The 16,428-nt window shown below is 72.9% G+C and carries 15 protein-coding genes; 14 read left to right on the top strand and 1 reads right to left on the bottom strand.

Annotated features, from left to right (window positions below):
- Positions 1-65: 65 nt before the first annotated feature.
- Positions 66-701 (top strand): vitamin K epoxide reductase family protein, encoded by a 636-nt coding sequence (locus P2424_RS03245; protein WP_276474288.1) that lies wholly within the window; start codon positions 66-68, stop codon positions 699-701.
- A gap of 68 nt (positions 702-769) precedes the next feature.
- On the top strand, positions 770-2,125 hold the full coding sequence (locus tag P2424_RS03240; RefSeq protein WP_276474287.1) for a replication-associated recombination protein A: 1,356 nt from the start codon (positions 770-772) through the stop codon (positions 2,123-2,125).
- 76 nt (positions 2,126-2,201) lie between these two features.
- Here P2424_RS03240 and P2424_RS03235 read toward each other — a convergent pair whose 3' ends face one another.
- Positions 2,202-3,005, bottom strand: a complete 804-nt coding sequence (locus P2424_RS03235; RefSeq protein WP_276474286.1) for a DUF2470 domain-containing protein — start codon at positions 3,003-3,005, stop codon at positions 2,202-2,204.
- A 55-nt stretch (positions 3,006-3,060) separates the two neighbouring features.
- Between P2424_RS03235 and rpsD the strand changes: the two genes are divergently transcribed.
- From rpsD to P2424_RS03175, 12 genes are all read left to right on the top strand, one after another.
- Positions 3,061-3,672 (top strand): 30S ribosomal protein S4, encoded by a 612-nt coding sequence (gene rpsD, locus P2424_RS03230; RefSeq protein ID WP_075002901.1) that lies wholly within the window; start codon positions 3,061-3,063, stop codon positions 3,670-3,672.
- Between the two features lie 251 nt (positions 3,673-3,923).
- Positions 3,924-4,364, top strand: coding sequence for a DUF948 domain-containing protein (locus P2424_RS03225; RefSeq protein WP_276474285.1), 441 nt, complete (start codon positions 3,924-3,926; stop codon positions 4,362-4,364).
- Positions 4,365-4,370: 6 nt separating this feature from the next.
- Complete coding sequence (locus P2424_RS03220) at positions 4,371-4,784, top strand: DUF6167 family protein (RefSeq protein ID WP_276474284.1); 414 nt, start codon at positions 4,371-4,373, stop codon at positions 4,782-4,784.
- On the top strand, positions 4,784-7,459 hold the full coding sequence (gene alaS / locus P2424_RS03215; RefSeq protein ID WP_276474283.1) for an alanine--tRNA ligase: 2,676 nt from the start codon (positions 4,784-4,786) through the stop codon (positions 7,457-7,459). The genes P2424_RS03220 and alaS overlap by 1 nt, the downstream gene beginning before the upstream one ends.
- Entirely contained in the window at positions 7,459-7,962 is a 504-nt protein-coding gene (ruvX, locus tag P2424_RS03210) for a Holliday junction resolvase RuvX (RefSeq protein WP_276474282.1), read from the top strand. Before alaS ends, ruvX begins: the two co-directional genes overlap by 1 nt.
- Before the next feature lie 140 nt (positions 7,963-8,102).
- Entirely contained in the window at positions 8,103-9,977 is a 1,875-nt protein-coding gene (mltG, locus tag P2424_RS03205; protein ID WP_276474281.1) for an endolytic transglycosylase MltG, read from the top strand.
- The gene (locus P2424_RS03200; protein ID WP_276474280.1) at positions 9,977-10,834 is read left to right on the top strand and encodes a shikimate dehydrogenase; all 858 of its coding nucleotides are present in this window, start codon (positions 9,977-9,979) and stop codon (positions 10,832-10,834) included. The genes mltG and P2424_RS03200 overlap by 1 nt, the downstream gene beginning before the upstream one ends.
- Before the next feature lie 175 nt (positions 10,835-11,009).
- Positions 11,010-12,194 (top strand): chorismate synthase, encoded by a 1,185-nt coding sequence (gene aroC, locus P2424_RS03195; protein ID WP_276474279.1) that lies wholly within the window; start codon positions 11,010-11,012, stop codon positions 12,192-12,194.
- Complete coding sequence (locus P2424_RS03190) at positions 12,191-12,724, top strand: shikimate kinase (RefSeq protein WP_276474278.1); 534 nt, start codon at positions 12,191-12,193, stop codon at positions 12,722-12,724. Before aroC ends, P2424_RS03190 begins: the two co-directional genes overlap by 4 nt.
- Positions 12,721-13,821, top strand: a complete 1,101-nt coding sequence (gene aroB, locus P2424_RS03185; RefSeq protein WP_276474277.1) for a 3-dehydroquinate synthase — start codon at positions 12,721-12,723, stop codon at positions 13,819-13,821. Before P2424_RS03190 ends, aroB begins: the two co-directional genes overlap by 4 nt.
- Positions 13,822-14,054: 233 nt before the next feature.
- Entirely contained in the window at positions 14,055-15,029 is a 975-nt protein-coding gene (locus P2424_RS03180) for an AAA family ATPase (protein ID WP_276474276.1), read from the top strand.
- A 185-nt stretch (positions 15,030-15,214) separates the two neighbouring features.
- Complete coding sequence (locus P2424_RS03175; protein ID WP_276474275.1) at positions 15,215-16,372, top strand: aminopeptidase P family protein; 1,158 nt, start codon at positions 15,215-15,217, stop codon at positions 16,370-16,372.
- Positions 16,373-16,428: the final 56 nt, after the last annotated feature.

Raw genomic sequence — 16,428 nt, 5'->3', positions numbered from 1 at the left:
GGAGGGCCGGTTGGGGCAGAATGTGCCCCAACCGGCCATGACCTGATGACGGGACGAGAACGGCTATGACGACGACGGCACCCCTCGACGAGGCGCACACGGGCGCGAACGCACCGAAGGGGGGTGCCGTCGGAGCGAGCAGGGCCTTCGCCTGGATGCTCATCGTCACCGCAGCCGCGGGGCTGCTCGCGGCCTGGGTGATCACGCTCGACAAGTTCGAACTTCTGGAGGACAAGGACTTCAAACCGGCGTGCAGCATCAACCCGGTCGTCGCCTGCGGCAACATCATGCAGAGCGACCAGGCTTCGGCCTTCGGCGCGCCCAACCCGATGATCGGGCTGGTGGCCTACGGAATCGTCATCTGCGTCGGCGTCACCCTGCTCACCCGCGCCGCCTTCCCACGCTGGTACTGGCTGACCTTCAACGCGGGCTGTCTGTTCGGCGTCGGCTTCGTGACCTGGCTCCAGTACCAGTCGCTGTACACCATCGGGAACCTGTGCCTGTGGTGCTGCCTGGCGTGGGTCGCGACGATCATCATGTTCTGGTACGTGACCGCGCACAACGTCCGCAGCGGTTTCCTGCCGGCTCCCGCGGCGGTGCGCGGCTTCGCGGACGAGTTCCCGTGGGTGGTGCCGGTGCTGCACATCGGGGTGATCGGCATCCTGGTGCTGACCCGCTGGTGGGACTTCTGGACCGGCTGAGGCCGGGCCCGCGCGGCCCGGCCGGCTGGGGGCCGCGGCTGTCGGTGGGCTGACTTAGGGTTTCCGTCGTGGAACCCGACCTATTCACCGCAGCAGCAGAGGACCGCCAGGCGAAGGACCCGTCGGCCAGCCCCCTCGCGGTCCGGATGCGCCCGCGCACCCTGGACGAGGTCGTGGGGCAGCAGCATCTGCTGCGCCCCGGATCTCCGCTGCGCCGTCTGGTGGGGGAGGGTGGCGGCGGCCCGGCCGGAACCTCGTCCGTGCTGCTGTGGGGACCGCCGGGCACCGGGAAGACGACCCTGGCCTACGTGGTCAGCCAGGCCACCGACAAGCGGTTCGTGGAACTGTCGGCGATCACCGCCGGGGTCAAGGAAGTACGCAGTGTCATCGACGGCGCGCGTCGTGCCTCCGGCGCCTACGGCAAGGACACCGTCCTCTTCCTCGACGAGATCCACCGCTTCAGCAAGGCCCAGCAGGACTCCCTGCTGCCCGCGGTGGAGAACCGTTGGGTGACCCTGATCGCGGCCACCACCGAGAACCCCTACTTCTCGGTGATCTCCCCGCTGCTGTCCCGCTCGCTGCTGCTGACGCTGGAGCCGCTGACCGACGAGGACATCCGCGGGCTGCTGCGCCGCGCCCTGACCGAGGAGCGGGGCCTGGCGGCCCGGGTGACGCTCCCCGAGGACTCCGAGGGGCACCTGCTGCGGATCGCGGGGGGCGACGCCCGGCGTGCGCTGACGGCGCTGGAGGCCGGCGCGGGCGCGGCGCTCGCCAAGGGCGAGTCCGCGATCTCGCTGGCCACGGTGGAGGAGGCGGTCGACCGGGCCGCGGTGAAGTACGACCGGGCCGGGGACCAGCACTACGACGTGGCCAGTGCGCTGATCAAGTCCATCCGGGGCTCCGATGTAGACGCCGCGCTGCACTACCTCGCGCGGATGATCGAGGCCGGCGAGGACCCCCGGTTCATCGCACGGCGCCTGATGATCTCCGCGAGCGAGGACATCGGGCTGGCGGATCCGACGGCGCTGCAGACGGCGGTCGCCGCGGCGCAGGCCGTCGCCCTGATCGGCTTCCCCGAGGCGCGGATCACCCTCGGCCAGGCCACGGTCGCGCTCGCCCTCGCACCCAAGTCGAACGCGGCCTACCTCGCGATCGACGCGGCGCTGGCGGACGTCCGCGCGGGGCTGGCCGGACCTGTTCCGGCGCATCTGCGGGACAGCCACTACCAGGGCTCGCAGCAGCTCGGTCACGGCGCGGGCTACCAGTACCCGCACGACCTGCCGGGCGGGATCGCGGCGCAGCAGTACGCACCCGACGCGGTGCACGGGCGGCGGTACTACGAACCCACCCGCTACGGCGCCGAGGCCCGCTACGCCGACATCGCCGACCGGGTCCGTGCCCGGCTGCGCGGCGAGGAGGACTGAGCCACAGGCCGGCGGGAGGGAGGGGTGCGCCGCACCCCTCCCGCCGGCCGCTCTCCGCTGCCCGCGAGCGGGTCGGTCAGCCGCCCGCGGCGAACAGGCCGTGCATCGCGCGGCGCAGCTCGGCCACCGTGCCGACCGGCTCGGCGAAGTCGAAGCGGGCGTCCGCGCATGCTCCGCGCGCACTCCAGCCCCGCACCCGCAGCCCGAACCGGTCGAGGGCCACCGGGACCGCCTGCTCCCACCCCTGACAGGCGCACAGCCCGTGCACCTGCTCCCGGTGGGCGGCGGCCAGGTGCTGCAGCAGCTCCGCCTCGTGGTCGGCGAGCGGGTCGGGCGCGGCGGCGGCGAAGGCGTCGGGTTCCACGGACTCCGCGCCCCACAGGTCGTCGATCCAGCACTCGCCGACCTCCAGTCGCAGCATCCGCCGCGAGGTCCCCGCGACCGGCTCCGCGGGGGCCGCTTCGGCGAGCAGCCGGGCGCAGGCCGCGCGGTCCTCACCGCGTACCGGGGTGAGCCAGCCGGCGATCCAGGCGCGGCCCCGGACCCGGTGCGGTACGGAGACGGGTGCCACATCCGTGATCTCCATCACCGCGGTGAGGTCGTCGTCCTGCGCGTAGGCGCTCACCCGGGCCTCCGGCGAGTCGGCGGCGACCAGCAGCAGGACATCGCCCTCCGGGGTGACGGTGCGGACCTGGGGGATGCCGGAGCCGGGTTCCCGCAGGTCGGGCTCGGCTCCGGGAATGGTCAGCAGGGCGGATACGCTGGATTGTGCGAGGGTTCGTACCCGTTCGGCGGCGGTCGGCTGCCGGGCGTCTTCCACGGGACGCGGCTGTTCCTCCTCGGCGTCGGTGCCGGGCAGGGGGATCCCAGGTCGAAACATACGTACTCCTCGGCTAAGGTAAGGCTCACCTAACTTACACGGAGGTCCGTTCAACGTGAACCAGTCGCGTCCCAAGGTCAAGAAGTCGCGTGCCCTGGGCGTCGCGCTGACCCCGAAGGCCGTCAAGTACTTCGAACAGCGCCCGTACCCGCCCGGGGAGCACGGCCGGGGCCGCAAGCAGAACAGTGACTACAAGGTCCGGCTGCTGGAGAAGCAGCGGCTGCGCGCCCAGTACGACATCAGCGAGAGCCAGATGCGCCGCGCCTACGAGCGCGCCCGCAAGACCGAGGTCAAGACGGGTGAGGCCCTGGTCATCGAGCTGGAGCGGCGGCTGGACGCGCTCGTGCTCCGCTCCGGCCTGGCCCGCACCATCTACCAGGCCCGGCAGATGGTGGTGCACGGCCACATCGCGGTCAACGACCGCAAGGTCGACAAGCCCTCCTTCCGCGTCCGTCCCGACGACGTGGTGATGGTCCGCGAGCGCAGCCGCAGCAAGCACCCCTTCCAGGTCGCCCGCGAGGGCGGCTACGCGGGCGAGGGTGAGACCCCGCGCTACCTCCAGGTCAACCTGCAGGCGCTCGCCTTCCGTCTGGACCGGGACCCCAACCGCAAGGAGATCCCGGTGATCTGCGACGAGCAGCTCGTGGTCGAGTACTACGCCCGCTGACCGTCCGCTGCGGCCCAGCCCCGCCAGCCCGCCTGCCCGGCGCCGGTTCCCCCGGTACGGGCACGGCGGGCTGCGGCGTTTCCGGGCGCCCGGAAATCCCGGGTGCGCCGCTGCGGTGCGCTTGCGCCGCCCCGGAATGCGGTACGGACGCGGCGGTCCGGCGCGATAAGGTCGGTACCGCGTACGCCGCCGCGGTCGGCCACCCGGCGAGCGGCGGCCGACCCCCATGACCTCAAGGGAAGCGGTGCAGCGTGTCCGGTGGAGAAGTGGCCGGCCTCCTCGTGGCCGTCTTCTGGGCGATCCTGGTGTCGTTCCTCGCCGTCGTGCTGGTGAGGCTCGCGCAGACGCTCAGGGCGGCGACCAAGCTGGTGACAGGTGTGACGGAACAGGCGGTCCCCCTCCTGGGAGAGGCGTCGGCAACCGTCCGTTCCGCGCAGACCCAGCTCGACCGCGTCGACGCCATCGCGACGGACGTCCAGGAGGTCACCTCCAACGCCTCCGCGCTCTCCTCCACCGTCTCGACCACCTTCGGCGGCCCGCTCGTCAAGGTCGCCGCCTTCGGCTACGGCGTACGCCGCGCGCTGGGGCGCAAGGACGGATCGGAGCGGGAGCCGCGCGCGGGCCGCGGCGTGGTCGTCGGCCGCACCGTACCCGCCGCCCGCCGTGGCGGCCGCAAGCGTGGAAGGGGCTGAACCCGGATGATCCGCCGAGCCTTCTGGTTCACCACCGGCGCCGCAGCCGGTGTCTGGGCCACCACCAAGGTCCAGCGCAAGATCCGCAGCCTCGCGCCGGACGCGCTGGCGCTGCGCGCCGCCGACAAGGCCGTCGAAGGCGGCCACCGGCTGAAGGAGTTCGCGCTCGACGTGCGCGCGGGCATGGCCCAGCGGGAGGGCGAACTCAAGGACGCACTGGGTCTGTCGGAACCCGAGGAGGCCGACCGGTACCGGGAACTCCCGGCCGCCACGTCCGCCCCCCTCCCGCGGCAGCCGGAGCGGGCGGTGCTGCGCGGGCAGGCCGCCCGGCCGCCCGGCGGCGAACTCCCCGCCCACCATGAGTACCGGGACCACCAGTCCACCCCCAACCACCCGAACGACCGGAATGAGGACCACTGATGGAGTCGGCTGAAATCCGCCGCCGCTGGCTGCGCTTCTTCGAGGAGCGGGGGCACCATGTGGTGCCATCGGCGTCGCTGATCGCGGACGACCCGACGCTGCTGCTGGTCCCCGCCGGCATGGTGCCGTTCAAGCCGTACTTCCTGGGCGAGGTCACCCCGCCCTGGCAGCGGGCCACCAGCGTGCAGAAGTGCGTGCGGACGCCGGACATCGAAGAGGTCGGCAAGACCACCCGGCACGGCACCTTCTTCCAGATGTGCGGCAACTTCTCCTTCGGCGACTACTTCAAGGAGGGGGCCGCGAAGCTCGCCTGGGAGCTGCTGACCTCCTCGCAGGAGCAGGGCGGCTACGGACTCGACCCCGAGCGGCTGTGGATCACCGTCTACGAGCAGGACGACGAGGCCGAGCGGATCTGGCGCGAGGTCGTCGGCGTGCCCCCCGAGCGCATCCAGCGCCTGGGCATGGAGGAGAACTACTGGTCCATGGGCGTACCCGGCCCGTGCGGGCCGTGCTCGGAGATCAACTACGACCGCGGCCCCGAGTTCGGACCCGAGGGCGGCCCCGCCGTCAACGACGAGCGGTACGTCGAGCTGTGGAACCTCGTGTTCATGCAGTACGAGCGCGGCGAGGGCACCACCAAGACCGACTTCGAGATCCTCGGTGAGCTGCCCAGCAAGAACATCGACACCGGGCTCGGCCTGGAACGCCTGGCGATGGTCCTGCAGGGCGTGCACAACATGTACGAGATCGACACCTCGCGCGCCGTCATCGACAAGGCCACCGCGCTGACCGGGGTCGCCTACGGCGCCGCCGAGGACACCGACGTGTCGCTGCGCGTGGTCTGCGACCACATCCGCACCTCCGTCATGCTCATCGGCGACGGCGTCACCCCCGGCAACGAGGGCCGCGGCTATGTGCTGCGCCGCATCATGCGCCGCGCCATCCGCAACATGCGCATCCTGGGCGCCACCGGCCCGGTGGCGGAGGACCTGATCGACGTCGTCATCACGACGATGGGTCAGCAGTACCCGGAGCTGATCACCGACCGGAAGCGTATCGAGGCCGTCGCGCTCGCCGAGGAGGCCGCCTTCCTCAAGACGCTGAAGGCCGGTACGAACATCCTCGACACCGCCGTCACCGAGACCCGGAAGCAGGGCAGCACCGTGCTGCCCGGCGACAAGGCCTTCCAGCTCCACGACACCTGGGGCTTCCCCATCGACCTCACCCTGGAGATGGCTGCCGAACAGGGGCTGTCGGTGGACGAACAGGGCTTCCGCCGACTGATGAAGGAGCAGCGGGAGCGCGCCAAGGCCGACGCCAGGGCGAAGAAGACCGGCCACGCCGACCTGTCGGCCTACCGGGAGATCGCCGACACGGCGGGCTCCACCGACTTCACCGGCTACGCCGGCACCTCCGGCGAGGCCACGGTCGTCGGTCTGCTGGTCGACGGGGCCTCCGCACCCGCCGCCGGCGAGGGCGACGAGGTCGAGGTCGTCCTCGACCGCACCCCGTTCTACGCCGAGGGCGGCGGCCAGCTCGCGGACACCGGCCGCATCCGGCTGGAGGGCGGCGCCGTGGTCCAGGTGCGCGACGTCCAGCAGCCGGTGCCCGGTGTCAGCGTGCACAAGGGTTCCGTGCAGGTCGGCGAGGTCACCGTGGGCTCGTCCGCCTACGCGGAGATCGACGGGGACCGGCGCCGCTCCATCGCCCGTGCGCACAGCGCCACCCACCTGACCCACCAGGCGCTGCGGGACGCGCTCGGTCCGACGGCCGCGCAGGCCGGTTCGGAGAACGCCCCGGGCCGGTTCCGCTTCGACTTCGGTTCGCCCGCCGCCGTACCCGGCACGGTGCTCACCGACGTGGAGCAGAAGATCAACGAGGTGCTGGCCCGCGAACTGGACGTGCACGCCGAGTACATGGGCATCGACGACGCCAAGAAGCAGGGCGCGCTGGCCGAGTTCGGCGAGAAGTACGGACAGACGGTGCGTGTGGTGACCATCGGCGACTTCTCCAAGGAGCTGTGCGGCGGCACGCACGTGCACAACACCGCGCAGCTCGGCCTGGTCAAGCTGCTCGGCGAGTCCTCCATCGGCTCGGGGGTGCGCCGTGTCGAGGCGCTGGTCGGGGTGGACGCCTACAAGTTCCTCGCCCGCGAGCACACCGTCGTCTCGCAGCTGACCGAGTTGCTCAAGGGCCGCTCCGAGGACCTGCCCGAGCGGGTCTCCGGGATGCTGGGCCGGCTGAAGGACGCCGAGAAGGAGATCGAGCGGTTCCGCGCCGAGAAGGTGCTGCAGGCCGCCGCGGGGATCGCCGGGGACGCCAAGGACGTACGGGGCACCGCGCTGGCCGCGGCCCGGGTGCCGGACGGCACCACGGCCGACGATCTGCGCACCCTGGTGCTGGATGTCCGCCAGCGGCTCGGCAGCCGCCCCGCCGTGGTCGCGCTGTTCGCCGTCACAGGCGGGCGCCCGCTCACCGTCATCGCCACCAACGAGGCGGCCAGGGATTCCGGGCTGCGCGCCGGTGATCTGGTGCGCGCGGCCGCCAGGACACTCGGTGGCGGTGGCGGCGGAAAGCCGGACGTGGCCCAGGGCGGCGGCCAGAACCCGGAGGCCGTGGACGAGGCCGTGGCCGCGGTGGAGCGGCTGGTCGCCGAGGCCGGGGGCAACGCCTGATGGTCCCCGGCGCCGCGCCGTCCGAGGAGGCCGCGCCCTTCCGGCGCGGCCGGCGGCTCGCCGTGGATGTCGGGGACGCCAGGATCGGGGTCGCCTCCAGCGACCCCGACGGGGTCCTGGCCACCCCGGTGGAGACGGTTCCCGGGCGGGACGTCCCGGCCGCCCGGCGGCGGCTGGCGGCGCTGGTCGCGGAGTACGAGCCGCTGGAGGTCGTCGTCGGGCTGCCGCGTTCGCTGCACGGCGGCGAGGGTCCGGCGGCCGCCAAGGTTCGTGATTTCGCACAGGAGTTGGCGAAAAACATCACACCTGTTCCGGTCCGCCTCGTCGACGAACGGCTGTCGACGGTCACGGCCGCGCAGGGGATGCGGGCCTCCGGAGTCGGTGCCAAAAAGGGACGTTCACGTATCGACCAGGCGGCCGCCGTGGTGATCCTGCAGAGCGCGCTGGAGACCGAGCGGACCTCCGGCCGGCCGCCGGGGCAGTGCGTCGAAGTGGTTGTCTGATCGCTGTGCGGTAACGTTCCGCGCGACACGGCAGCCGCCGCTGCACCCATCCGGCGCGCCCCGGGCGCAGTGCGTCCGTACGGGGCCCCGGGACAGCTCCGGTGCGTCACAGCTGCCGCTTCCGCGTGGCAAGGGGATCGATGACTGAGTACGACCAGGGCCATGGCTCCCAACCGTGGCACCCTGACGACCCCCTCTACGGGGACCAGGAGTGGAACACGGCCCAGCAGGCCGGGTACCAGAGCGGCTGGCAGCAGGTTCCCCAGCAGCAGGGGCAGTACTCCGGCCACCCCGGGTCCCCGTACGCCGAGCAGCAGTACCCGCAGCAGTACGCCCCCGGCGGCTGGGACGGCACCGGGCAGCAGCCCCCCGCCGGCAATCCCGGGTACGGCTCCGGGTACCCGGAGCCGCCGCACGCCGGCCCCTACCCGGACCTCTACGCCGCGGACGGATACCGCACCGGGGGCCACTCCACGGGCGAATACCCGACCGGCGAGTACGCCACCGGCGGGTATCAGCCCGGATACCCGGCCGGGAGCTATCCGGCCGGTGCCTACCCCGACGTCGGCCACGGCACGGGTGAGCATCCCGTCGGGGGCCCGCATCCGCAGTACCCCGGCGATCCGTACGCGACCGGTGAGTACCCCTCCGGCCCGTACCCCGGGGGCCACCACACCGGCGAGTATCCGACCGGTGAATACCCGACGGACGAGTACGGCGCCCCACCGAACCCCGGCCACTACGGCGCGCAGGGCGGCTACCCACCCGCCCCCGCCGACCCGCAGCAGCAGCCGGTGCCCCGGCCCCGGGAGGCACCGGAACCGGACCCGGAGACGGGCTGGGACCCGGGCCCGGACCAGGGCGAGCATGCCTTCTTCGCGGACCGTGACGAGGACTACGACGAGGACGGCGGCGACTACGGCGAGCACGACGACCGTGGACGCAGGGGCCGGGAGCGCGGCGGCAGGCCCAAGCGCCGGCGCGGCTGCGGGCTGGTCATCGTCGCCGCCCTCGTGGCGGGGGTGGGAGTCGTCGGGTATGTCGGCCACGACTTCTACCAGAGCCACTTCGGGGCGGCTCCCGACTACTCGGGCAGCGGTTCCGGCGAGGTCATGGTCGACATCCCGGAGGGCGCCTCGCTCGCCGAGATGGGGCAGGTCCTCGAGAAGGGGGGCGTGGTCAAGAGCCCCGGTGCCTTCGTGGAAGCTGCCGACGGCAACGAGAAGGCCCAGAGCATCCAGGCCGGTACCTACACCCTCCGCAAGCGGATGTCCGGTGCGGAGGCCGTGGCGATGATGCTCGACCCGGCCAGCCAGAACGGCCTCATCGTCGTCGAGGGCTGGCGGGCCTCGAAGATCTACGCCGAGATCGACAAGAAGCTGGACGTGTCGAAGGGGACCACGAAGAAGGCCGCCGAGTCCGGCGACATCGGCCTGCCCGACTGGGCGGACGGCAAGCCGGAAGGTTTCCTCTTCCCCTCCAAGTACAGCATCGGCAAGGAGAGCAAGCCGCGGGACGTGCTGCGCAAGATGGTCAAGCGGGCCGAGTCCGAGTACGCCAGGACCGGGCTGGAGGAGAAGGCCGAGAAGAGCGGCAAGACGCCGAAGGAGGTCCTCACCATCGCTTCGCTCGTGCAGGCGGAGGCCCAGCAGGACCACGAGTTCGGCAAGGTCTCCCGCGTCATCCACAACCGCCTCGAGAAGGACATGCGGCTGGGCTTCGACTCCACCATCAACTACGCGATGGGGCGCTCGACCCTGAACACCTCGGTCGCCGACACCAAGTACCCCTCGCCGTACAACACTTACCTGCACAAGGGGCTCCCGCCAGGCCCGATCGGCAACCCCGGGCACCAGGCGATCGAAGCGGCGCTCGAGCCGACCGAGGGCGACTGGCTGTACTTCGTCACGGTCAAGCCCGGCGACACCCGCTTCACCGACAGCGCGCGGGAACACCAGAAGAACGTCGAAGACTTCAACAAGGAACAGCGCAAGAAGAAGGAGGCCGGGGACTGATGCCGGCCACCACCGGGCAGGAGGTCAGGCGCGCCGCCGTCCTCGGATCACCGGTCGCCCACTCCCTCTCGCCCGTGCTGCACCGGGCCGCCTACGCCGAGCTGGGCCTCGGCAACTGGACCTATGACCGGTACCAGGTGGACGAGCAAGGCATCGGCGACTTTCTCGCCCGCCTGGACGACCGGGCGGGCCGGTGGGCGGGGCTGTCCCTGACCATGCCGCTGAAGCGGGCCGTCATCCCGCTGCTCGACGGGATCAGCCCGACGGCCGCCTCCGTGGAGGCCGTCAACACCGTGCTCTTCACCGAGGACGGGCGCCGCACCGGGGACAACACCGACGTGCCGGGCATGGTCGCCGCACTCCGGGAGCGGGGCATCCGCTCCGTGGAGAGCGCCACCGTGCTGGGCGCGGGCGCCACCGCGTCCTCGGCACTGGCCGCCCTCGCGCAGGTCTGCGCGGGCGGAAGCGGCGAGATCACCGTCTATGTGCGCAGCGCGGAGCGGGCCCGTGAGATGCGGGGCTGGGGGGAGCGGCTCGGCGTGGCCGTGCGGACCGCCGACTGGGCGCGGGCCGCCGAAGGGCTGGGGGCGCCCCTGGTCATCTCCACCACTCCCGTGGGCGCCACCGACGGACTGGCCGCCGCCGCGCCCGCCGCGGGCGGCACCCTCTTCGACGTCCTCTACGACCCGTGGCCGACCGCGCTGGCCGCCGCCTGGCACGGCCCGGTACTGGGCGGTCTCGACCTGCTGGTGCACCAGGCCGTGCTCCAGGTGGAGCTGATGACCGGCCGGGGCCCCGCACCGCTCGCCGCCATGCGGGCGGCCGGCGAGGCGGAGCTGGCGGCCCGCGCGGGGTGACCCGGCGGCCGCCGGACGCACCCGACCCGGTTCCCCGGGGGAGGCGGCCCGGGGGAACGGTGGCGCTGCCCACATGGCGGGACGGTGCGGGCTTGGGGCAGTCGCCTCTCCGACGGCATGGGAGGATCGTGCCCAGGAACGTGGACGGGCCGCGAAGCGGCCGAGAGGAGCACCGTTGAGCAGGTTGCGCTGGCTGACCGCGGGGGAGTCGCACGGCCCCGCACTCGTGGCGACCTTGGAGGGGCTGCCCTCCGGTGTCCCGGTGACCACCGACATGGTCGCCGACGAGCTGGCCCGGCGTCGCCTGGGCTACGGCCGCGGCGCCCGGATGAAGTTCGAGCGTGACGAGGTCACCTTCCTCGGCGGTGTGCGCCACGGGCTCAGTCTCGGCTCCCCGGTCGCCGTCATGGTGGGCAACACCGAGTGGCCCAAGTGGCAGCAGGTGATGGCGGCCGATCCGGTCGACCCCGCGGAACTGGAGCAGTCGGCCCGCAACGCCCCGCTCACCCGGCCGCGGCCCGGCCACGCGGATCTCGCGGGGATGCAGAAGTACGGCTTCGACGAGGCCCGGCCGGTCCTGGAGCGTGCCTCGGCCCGCGAGACCGCGGCCCGCGTCGCGCTCGGCACGGTCGCACGCTCGTACCTGCGGGAGACCACCGGTGCCGAGATCGTCTCGCACGTGGTGGAACTGGGCGCGGCGCAGGCGCCGTACGGCACCGTCCCGGAGCCCGGTGACGTGGCCCGGCTGGACGCCGACCCGGTGCGCTGCCTGGACGCCGCGGCGAGCGAGGCGATGGTCGCGCAGATCGACCAGGCGCACAAGGACGGCGACACCCTCGGCGGAGTCGTCGAGGTCGTGGCGCACGGTGTACCCGTCGGCCTGGGCTCGCACGTGCACGGGGACCGGCGACTGGACTCGCGGCTGGCCGGGGCGCTCATGGGGATCCAGGCCATCAAGGGCGTCGAGCTGGGCGACGGCTTCGCCCTGGCCCGGGTGCCCGGCTCCCGGGCGCACGACGAGATCGTCCCCGGCCCGGACGGCATCCGCCGCTCCTCCGGGCGCAGCGGCGGGACCGAGGGCGGTCTCTCCACCGGTGAGCTGCTGCGCGTACGCGCCGCGATGAAGCCGATCGCGACCGTGCCGCGCGCCCTGGCCACCGTCGACGTGCGCACCGGCGAGGCCGACAAGGCGCACCACCAGCGGTCCGACGTGTGTGCCGTGCCCGCGGCGGGCATCGTGGCGGAGGCCATGGTGGCGCTGGTGCTGGCGGACGCGGTGGCCGAGAAGTTCGGCGGGGACAGCGTCACCGAGACCCGCCGCAACGTCCGTGGTTTCCTCGACAATCTGGAGGTCCGGTGACCGGTCCCGTCCTCGTGCTCGTCGGCCCGATGGGGGTCGGCAAGTCGACCGTCGGTGCGATCCTCGCCGAGCGGCTCGGTGTGACCTGCCGCGACACCGACCAGGACGTCGCGGAGCGGGCGGGCAAGTCCGTCTCGGACATCTTCCTGGAGGAGGGCGAGCCGCACTTCCGCGAGCTGGAGCGGGCGGCGGTGGCCACCGCGCTGAGCGAGCACCGCGGAGTACTCGCCCTCGGCGGCGGCGCCGTCCTCGCCGAGGAGACCAGGGCGCTGCTGGCCGGACGGCCGGTGGTGTTCCTGGAGATGGGACTCACGGAGGCGGTCAAGCGCGTCGGGCTGGACGCTCCGCGCCCGCTGCTCGTCATCAACCCGCGGCAGCAGTGGCGCAGGCTGATGGAGGAGCGCAGGCCGCTGTACACCGAGGTGGCCAGCGTCGTCGTCAGCACCGAGGAGCGCACGCCCGACCAGGTCGCCGACGAGATCCTCACCGCCCTTCAGCTACCGTCCACCCAGCCGGAGAAGCCGCAATGACAACCCAGGACTCCGCCCTCACCCGGATCGCCGTCGGCGGCACCGCGGGCACCGCCCCCTACGAGGTGCTCGTGGGGCGGCAACTGCTCGGCGAACTCCCCGGTCTGATCGGCGGCGACGCGCAGCGGGTCGCCGTCCTGCACCCCGAGGCGCTGGCCTCGACCGGGGAGGCGCTGCGCGAGGACCTGGCGGACCAGGGATACGAGGCCGTCGCCGTCCAGCTGCCCAACGCCGAGGAGTCCAAGACCGCGGAGGTCGCGGCCTACTGCTGGAAGGCGCTGGGTCAGACCGGATTCACCCGCACCGACGTGATCGTCGGCGTCGGCGGCGGGGCCACCACCGACGTGGCCGGTTTCGTCGCGGCCACCTGGCTGCGCGGGGTGCGCTGGGTCGCGGTGCCGACCACCGTGCTGGGCATGGTGGACGCCGCGGTGGGCGGCAAGACCGGTATCAACACCGCCGAGGGCAAGAACCTGGTGGGCGCCTTCCATCCGCCCGCCGGAGTGCTGTGCGACCTCGCGGCGCTGGAATCGCTGGGGGTGCACGACTACGTCAGCGGCCTCGCGGAGATCATCAAGGCGGGCTTCATCGCCGATCCGGCCATCCTGGAGCTGATCGAGTCCGATCCGGCGGCCGCGCGGACTCCGCAGGGCCCGCACACCGCCGAACTGATCGAACGCTCGATCAGGGTGAAGGCGGAGGTGGTCTCCGAGGATCTGAGGGAGTCGGGCCGCCGCGAGATCCTCAACTACGGGCACACCCTCGGCCACGCGATCGAGAAGAACGAGCGCTACGACTGGCGGCACGGTGCGGCCGTCTCGGTCGGCATGGTCTTCGCCGCCGAACTCGGCCGGATCGCCGGTCGTCTCGACGACGCGACGGCCGACCGGCACCGCGCGGTACTGGAATCGGTGGGGCTGCCCGTCAGCTACCGCGGTGACCAGTGGCCCAAGCTTCTGGAGACCATGAAGGTCGACAAGAAGTCACGCGGCGACCGACTGCGCTTCATCGTGCTCGAAGGATTGGCCAAGCCGGCCGTCCTGGAGAGCCCCGACCCCGCGATGCTGCTGGCGGCGCACGCCGAGATCGCTGCCTGACCTCTGTCCGGACTCCGGCACCGCACCGGTCCCCGGCCTGAAGCCGGGGGCCGGGTCCTGCCCCCGGCGCAGCCGGTGGCGCGGGAACCGGAGCGGTCGGCGCGCGCGTCGGGCACTCGGGAGCGGATCCGGCCGTTCACACGGACACGGACGGGGAAGGTACCGTCAGTATTCGCACAACACTCGGCGTTGCGCCGCAACGCCTTCACACGCGGGACGGAGTTGGGGTCCGGATGCAGCACAACGGTGCCCGAGGCGCCTACGGAGGCTTCGGGGCGCAGTGGTCCGCACCCCCGCCGGCCCCCGGTGCCCGTTCGGCACCGGAACCGGCGCCGCAGCCCCCTCATCCGCAGGCGCCACCGCCGCGCCCGCACCCGCAGGCCCCTCCGCCGCAGCCTCCTCACCCGCACGCCCCGGCTTCCCAGCCGACTCGGCCTCCGCAGCCGACTCAGCCGCCCCAGCAGCACCCGCGTCCCGGTCCGGACCGCGCTCCGGCCGAATCCGCGCCGCCCGCGCCCCCCGCGGGCGCACCTCCGCAGCCGGGCAGCGCTCCACCCGGGGGAGAGTCGACGGGCCATGTCAAGCTGCCGCCGGGCGCGCCGGTCGAGGTCCCGGCCCCCGGCGCCACCCCGGCCCAGCTGGACGCCACCCGGGCGGCGGTCGCCGTGCTGCTGATCGGTCCGGCCGGTGCGGGCAAGACCACGGTCGCCCGCTACTGGGCCGGGCACCGGGCGGTCCCCACGGCCCACATCAGCCTCGACGATGTACGCGAATGGGTGCACTCGGGCTTCGCCGATCCGCAGACGGGCTGGAACGAGAACTCCGAGGCCCAGTACCGTCTGGCCCGGCGGACCTGCGGCTTCGCAGCCCGCAACTTCCTGGCCAACGGCATCTCCTGCATCCTGGACGACGCGGTCTTCCCCGACTGGCCCGTCATCGGGCTCGGCGGCTGGAAGCGGCACGTGGGCCCCGGGCTCATCCCCGTGGTGCTGCTTCCCGGGCTGGACATCGTCCTGGAGCGGAACGCGGAGCGCACCGGCAACAGGCGGCTCTCCGACGAGGAGGTGGCGCACATCCACGGCCGGATGGCGGGCTGGTACAGCTCCGGGCTGCCGATCATCGACAACTCGCGCCAGGACGTGGCCAGCACCGCGCACATGCTCGACAATGTGGTCGCGCGCAGCCTGGCCAGCCCGGTGAGCTGGTAGCCGGCGACGGCAGCGCCGCGGGCCCTCCCACGGGTGCTCCCCGTGCGGCCGCCGGACCCCGGAGCGCCCCGGCGCTCCCGGGCGGCCGCACCGTCGTTCGGCGGGCGAGTCGACGCTCTCTCCCGGGTCGCCCGCACGGCCGTGTCCGGGCGGCCGTCCGGCCTGGCGCTGCGTACCCTCGGCATATGTCCGAGGTGCATGTGTCCCGCCGTGCCCGGCTGCGTGACCGCTGCGCGGCGAGCACCGCCCACGACGGTCCCGCAGACGCGGTGCTGGTCTCCCGTCCGGCCAATGTCCGGTATCTGACCGGCCGTGCCGCGCCCGGCAGCGTCCTGCTGCTGGGTCCGGACGGCGCGGACACCCTGGTGTCGGCTCCGGGGGAGGGCCCGGCCAACGGTGCCCATCCGGCCGACGACCTGCGTGAGCTCACCCTTGAGGTGCCCAGCGGGACGGATTCCGCGGAGGCGCACGGCGCGGCCGGGTACGACGCGGCCGTGGCCGCCGCCGGGATCGCCGAACGGAGCGGTGCCGGTGCGCTGGCCGTGGAGGAGCACCATCTGACCGTCGCGCGGCACCGGGCGCTGGCGGCCGTCGCGCCCTCGGTGCGGCTCGCGGACCTCGGGCTGGCGGTGGAACAGCAGCGGGTGATCAAGGACGAGGAGGAGATCTCCGCGCTGCGGGTCGCCGCGGAGATCACCGATCAGGCCCTCGGCGAGCTGCTGGAGTCGATCCTGGTGGGGCGCACCGAACGGCATCTCGCGCTGGAGCTGGAGCGCCGGCTCATCGACCACGGCGCGGAGGGCGCCGCGCTGCCCACCTCGGTCGCGGCCGGCCCCAACTCCGGACTGCCCGGACACCGGCCGACCGACCGGCGGGTGGAGGAGGGGGATTTTCTCTCCGTCCGGCTGGGGGCCCGCTACCACGGATACGGCTGTCAGATCGGCCGCACCTTCGTCATCGGCACCGCGCCCGAGCCGTGGCAGATCGAGCTCTATGACACCGTCTTCGCCGCTCAGCGGGCTGCCCGGGAGGCGCTGGGGCCGGGTGCCGAGTGCCGTGAGGTGGACCGCGCCGCGCGCCAGGTGCTGGCGGCGGCGGGGCACGGGGCGGCGCTGGGTGAGTCGACGGGGCACGGGGTCGGCCTGGAAATCGGTGAGGACCCTCGGCTGTCGCCCGAGGCCGTGGGTAAACTGGACGCTTGTGTGCCGGTCACCGTCGAACCGGGGGTCCATCTCCCGGGCCGGGGCGGTGTCCGGATCGACGACACACTCGTCGTCCGCCCGCAGGCGGACGGCGGACCCGAGCTACTCACCATCACGACCAAGGAGCTGCTCGCCCTCTAGCCCCCGCGGGGGCTCAGCCCACGGGCCGTCGGAGGCGTGGCAGTCGCCCTGGTCTC

The organism is Streptomyces sp. WMMB303, from assembly GCF_029351045.1.
Lineage (GTDB): Bacteria > Actinomycetota > Actinomycetes > Streptomycetales > Streptomycetaceae > Streptomyces.
This window is presented reverse-complemented; position numbering and strand designations above follow the sequence as displayed.

What these genes read in the sequence shown, in the direction of transcription:
- aroB (WP_276474277.1), top strand. Translation starts at nt 12,721, where the DNA reads ATGACAACCCAGGACTCCGCCCTCACCCGGATCGCCGTCGGCGGCACC.
- ruvX (WP_276474282.1), top strand. Translation starts at nt 7,459, where the DNA reads ATGGTCCCCGGCGCCGCGCCGTCCGAGGAGGCCGCGCCCTTCCGGCGC.
- P2424_RS03175 (WP_276474275.1), top strand. Translation starts at nt 15,215, where the DNA reads ATGTCCGAGGTGCATGTGTCCCGCCGTGCCCGGCTGCGTGACCGCTGC.
- P2424_RS03220 (WP_276474284.1), top strand. Translation starts at nt 4,371, where the DNA reads ATGATCCGCCGAGCCTTCTGGTTCACCACCGGCGCCGCAGCCGGTGTC.
- mltG (WP_276474281.1), top strand. Translation starts at nt 8,103, where the DNA reads ATGACTGAGTACGACCAGGGCCATGGCTCCCAACCGTGGCACCCTGAC.
- alaS (WP_276474283.1), top strand. Translation starts at nt 4,784, where the DNA reads ATGGAGTCGGCTGAAATCCGCCGCCGCTGGCTGCGCTTCTTCGAGGAG.
- P2424_RS03200 (WP_276474280.1), top strand. Translation starts at nt 9,977, where the DNA reads ATGCCGGCCACCACCGGGCAGGAGGTCAGGCGCGCCGCCGTCCTCGGA.
- P2424_RS03180 (WP_276474276.1), top strand. Translation starts at nt 14,055, where the DNA reads ATGCAGCACAACGGTGCCCGAGGCGCCTACGGAGGCTTCGGGGCGCAG.
- P2424_RS03235 (WP_276474286.1), bottom strand. Translation starts at nt 3,005, where the DNA reads ATGTTTCGACCTGGGATCCCCCTGCCCGGCACCGACGCCGAGGAGGAA.
- P2424_RS03245 (WP_276474288.1), top strand. Translation starts at nt 66, where the DNA reads ATGACGACGACGGCACCCCTCGACGAGGCGCACACGGGCGCGAACGCA.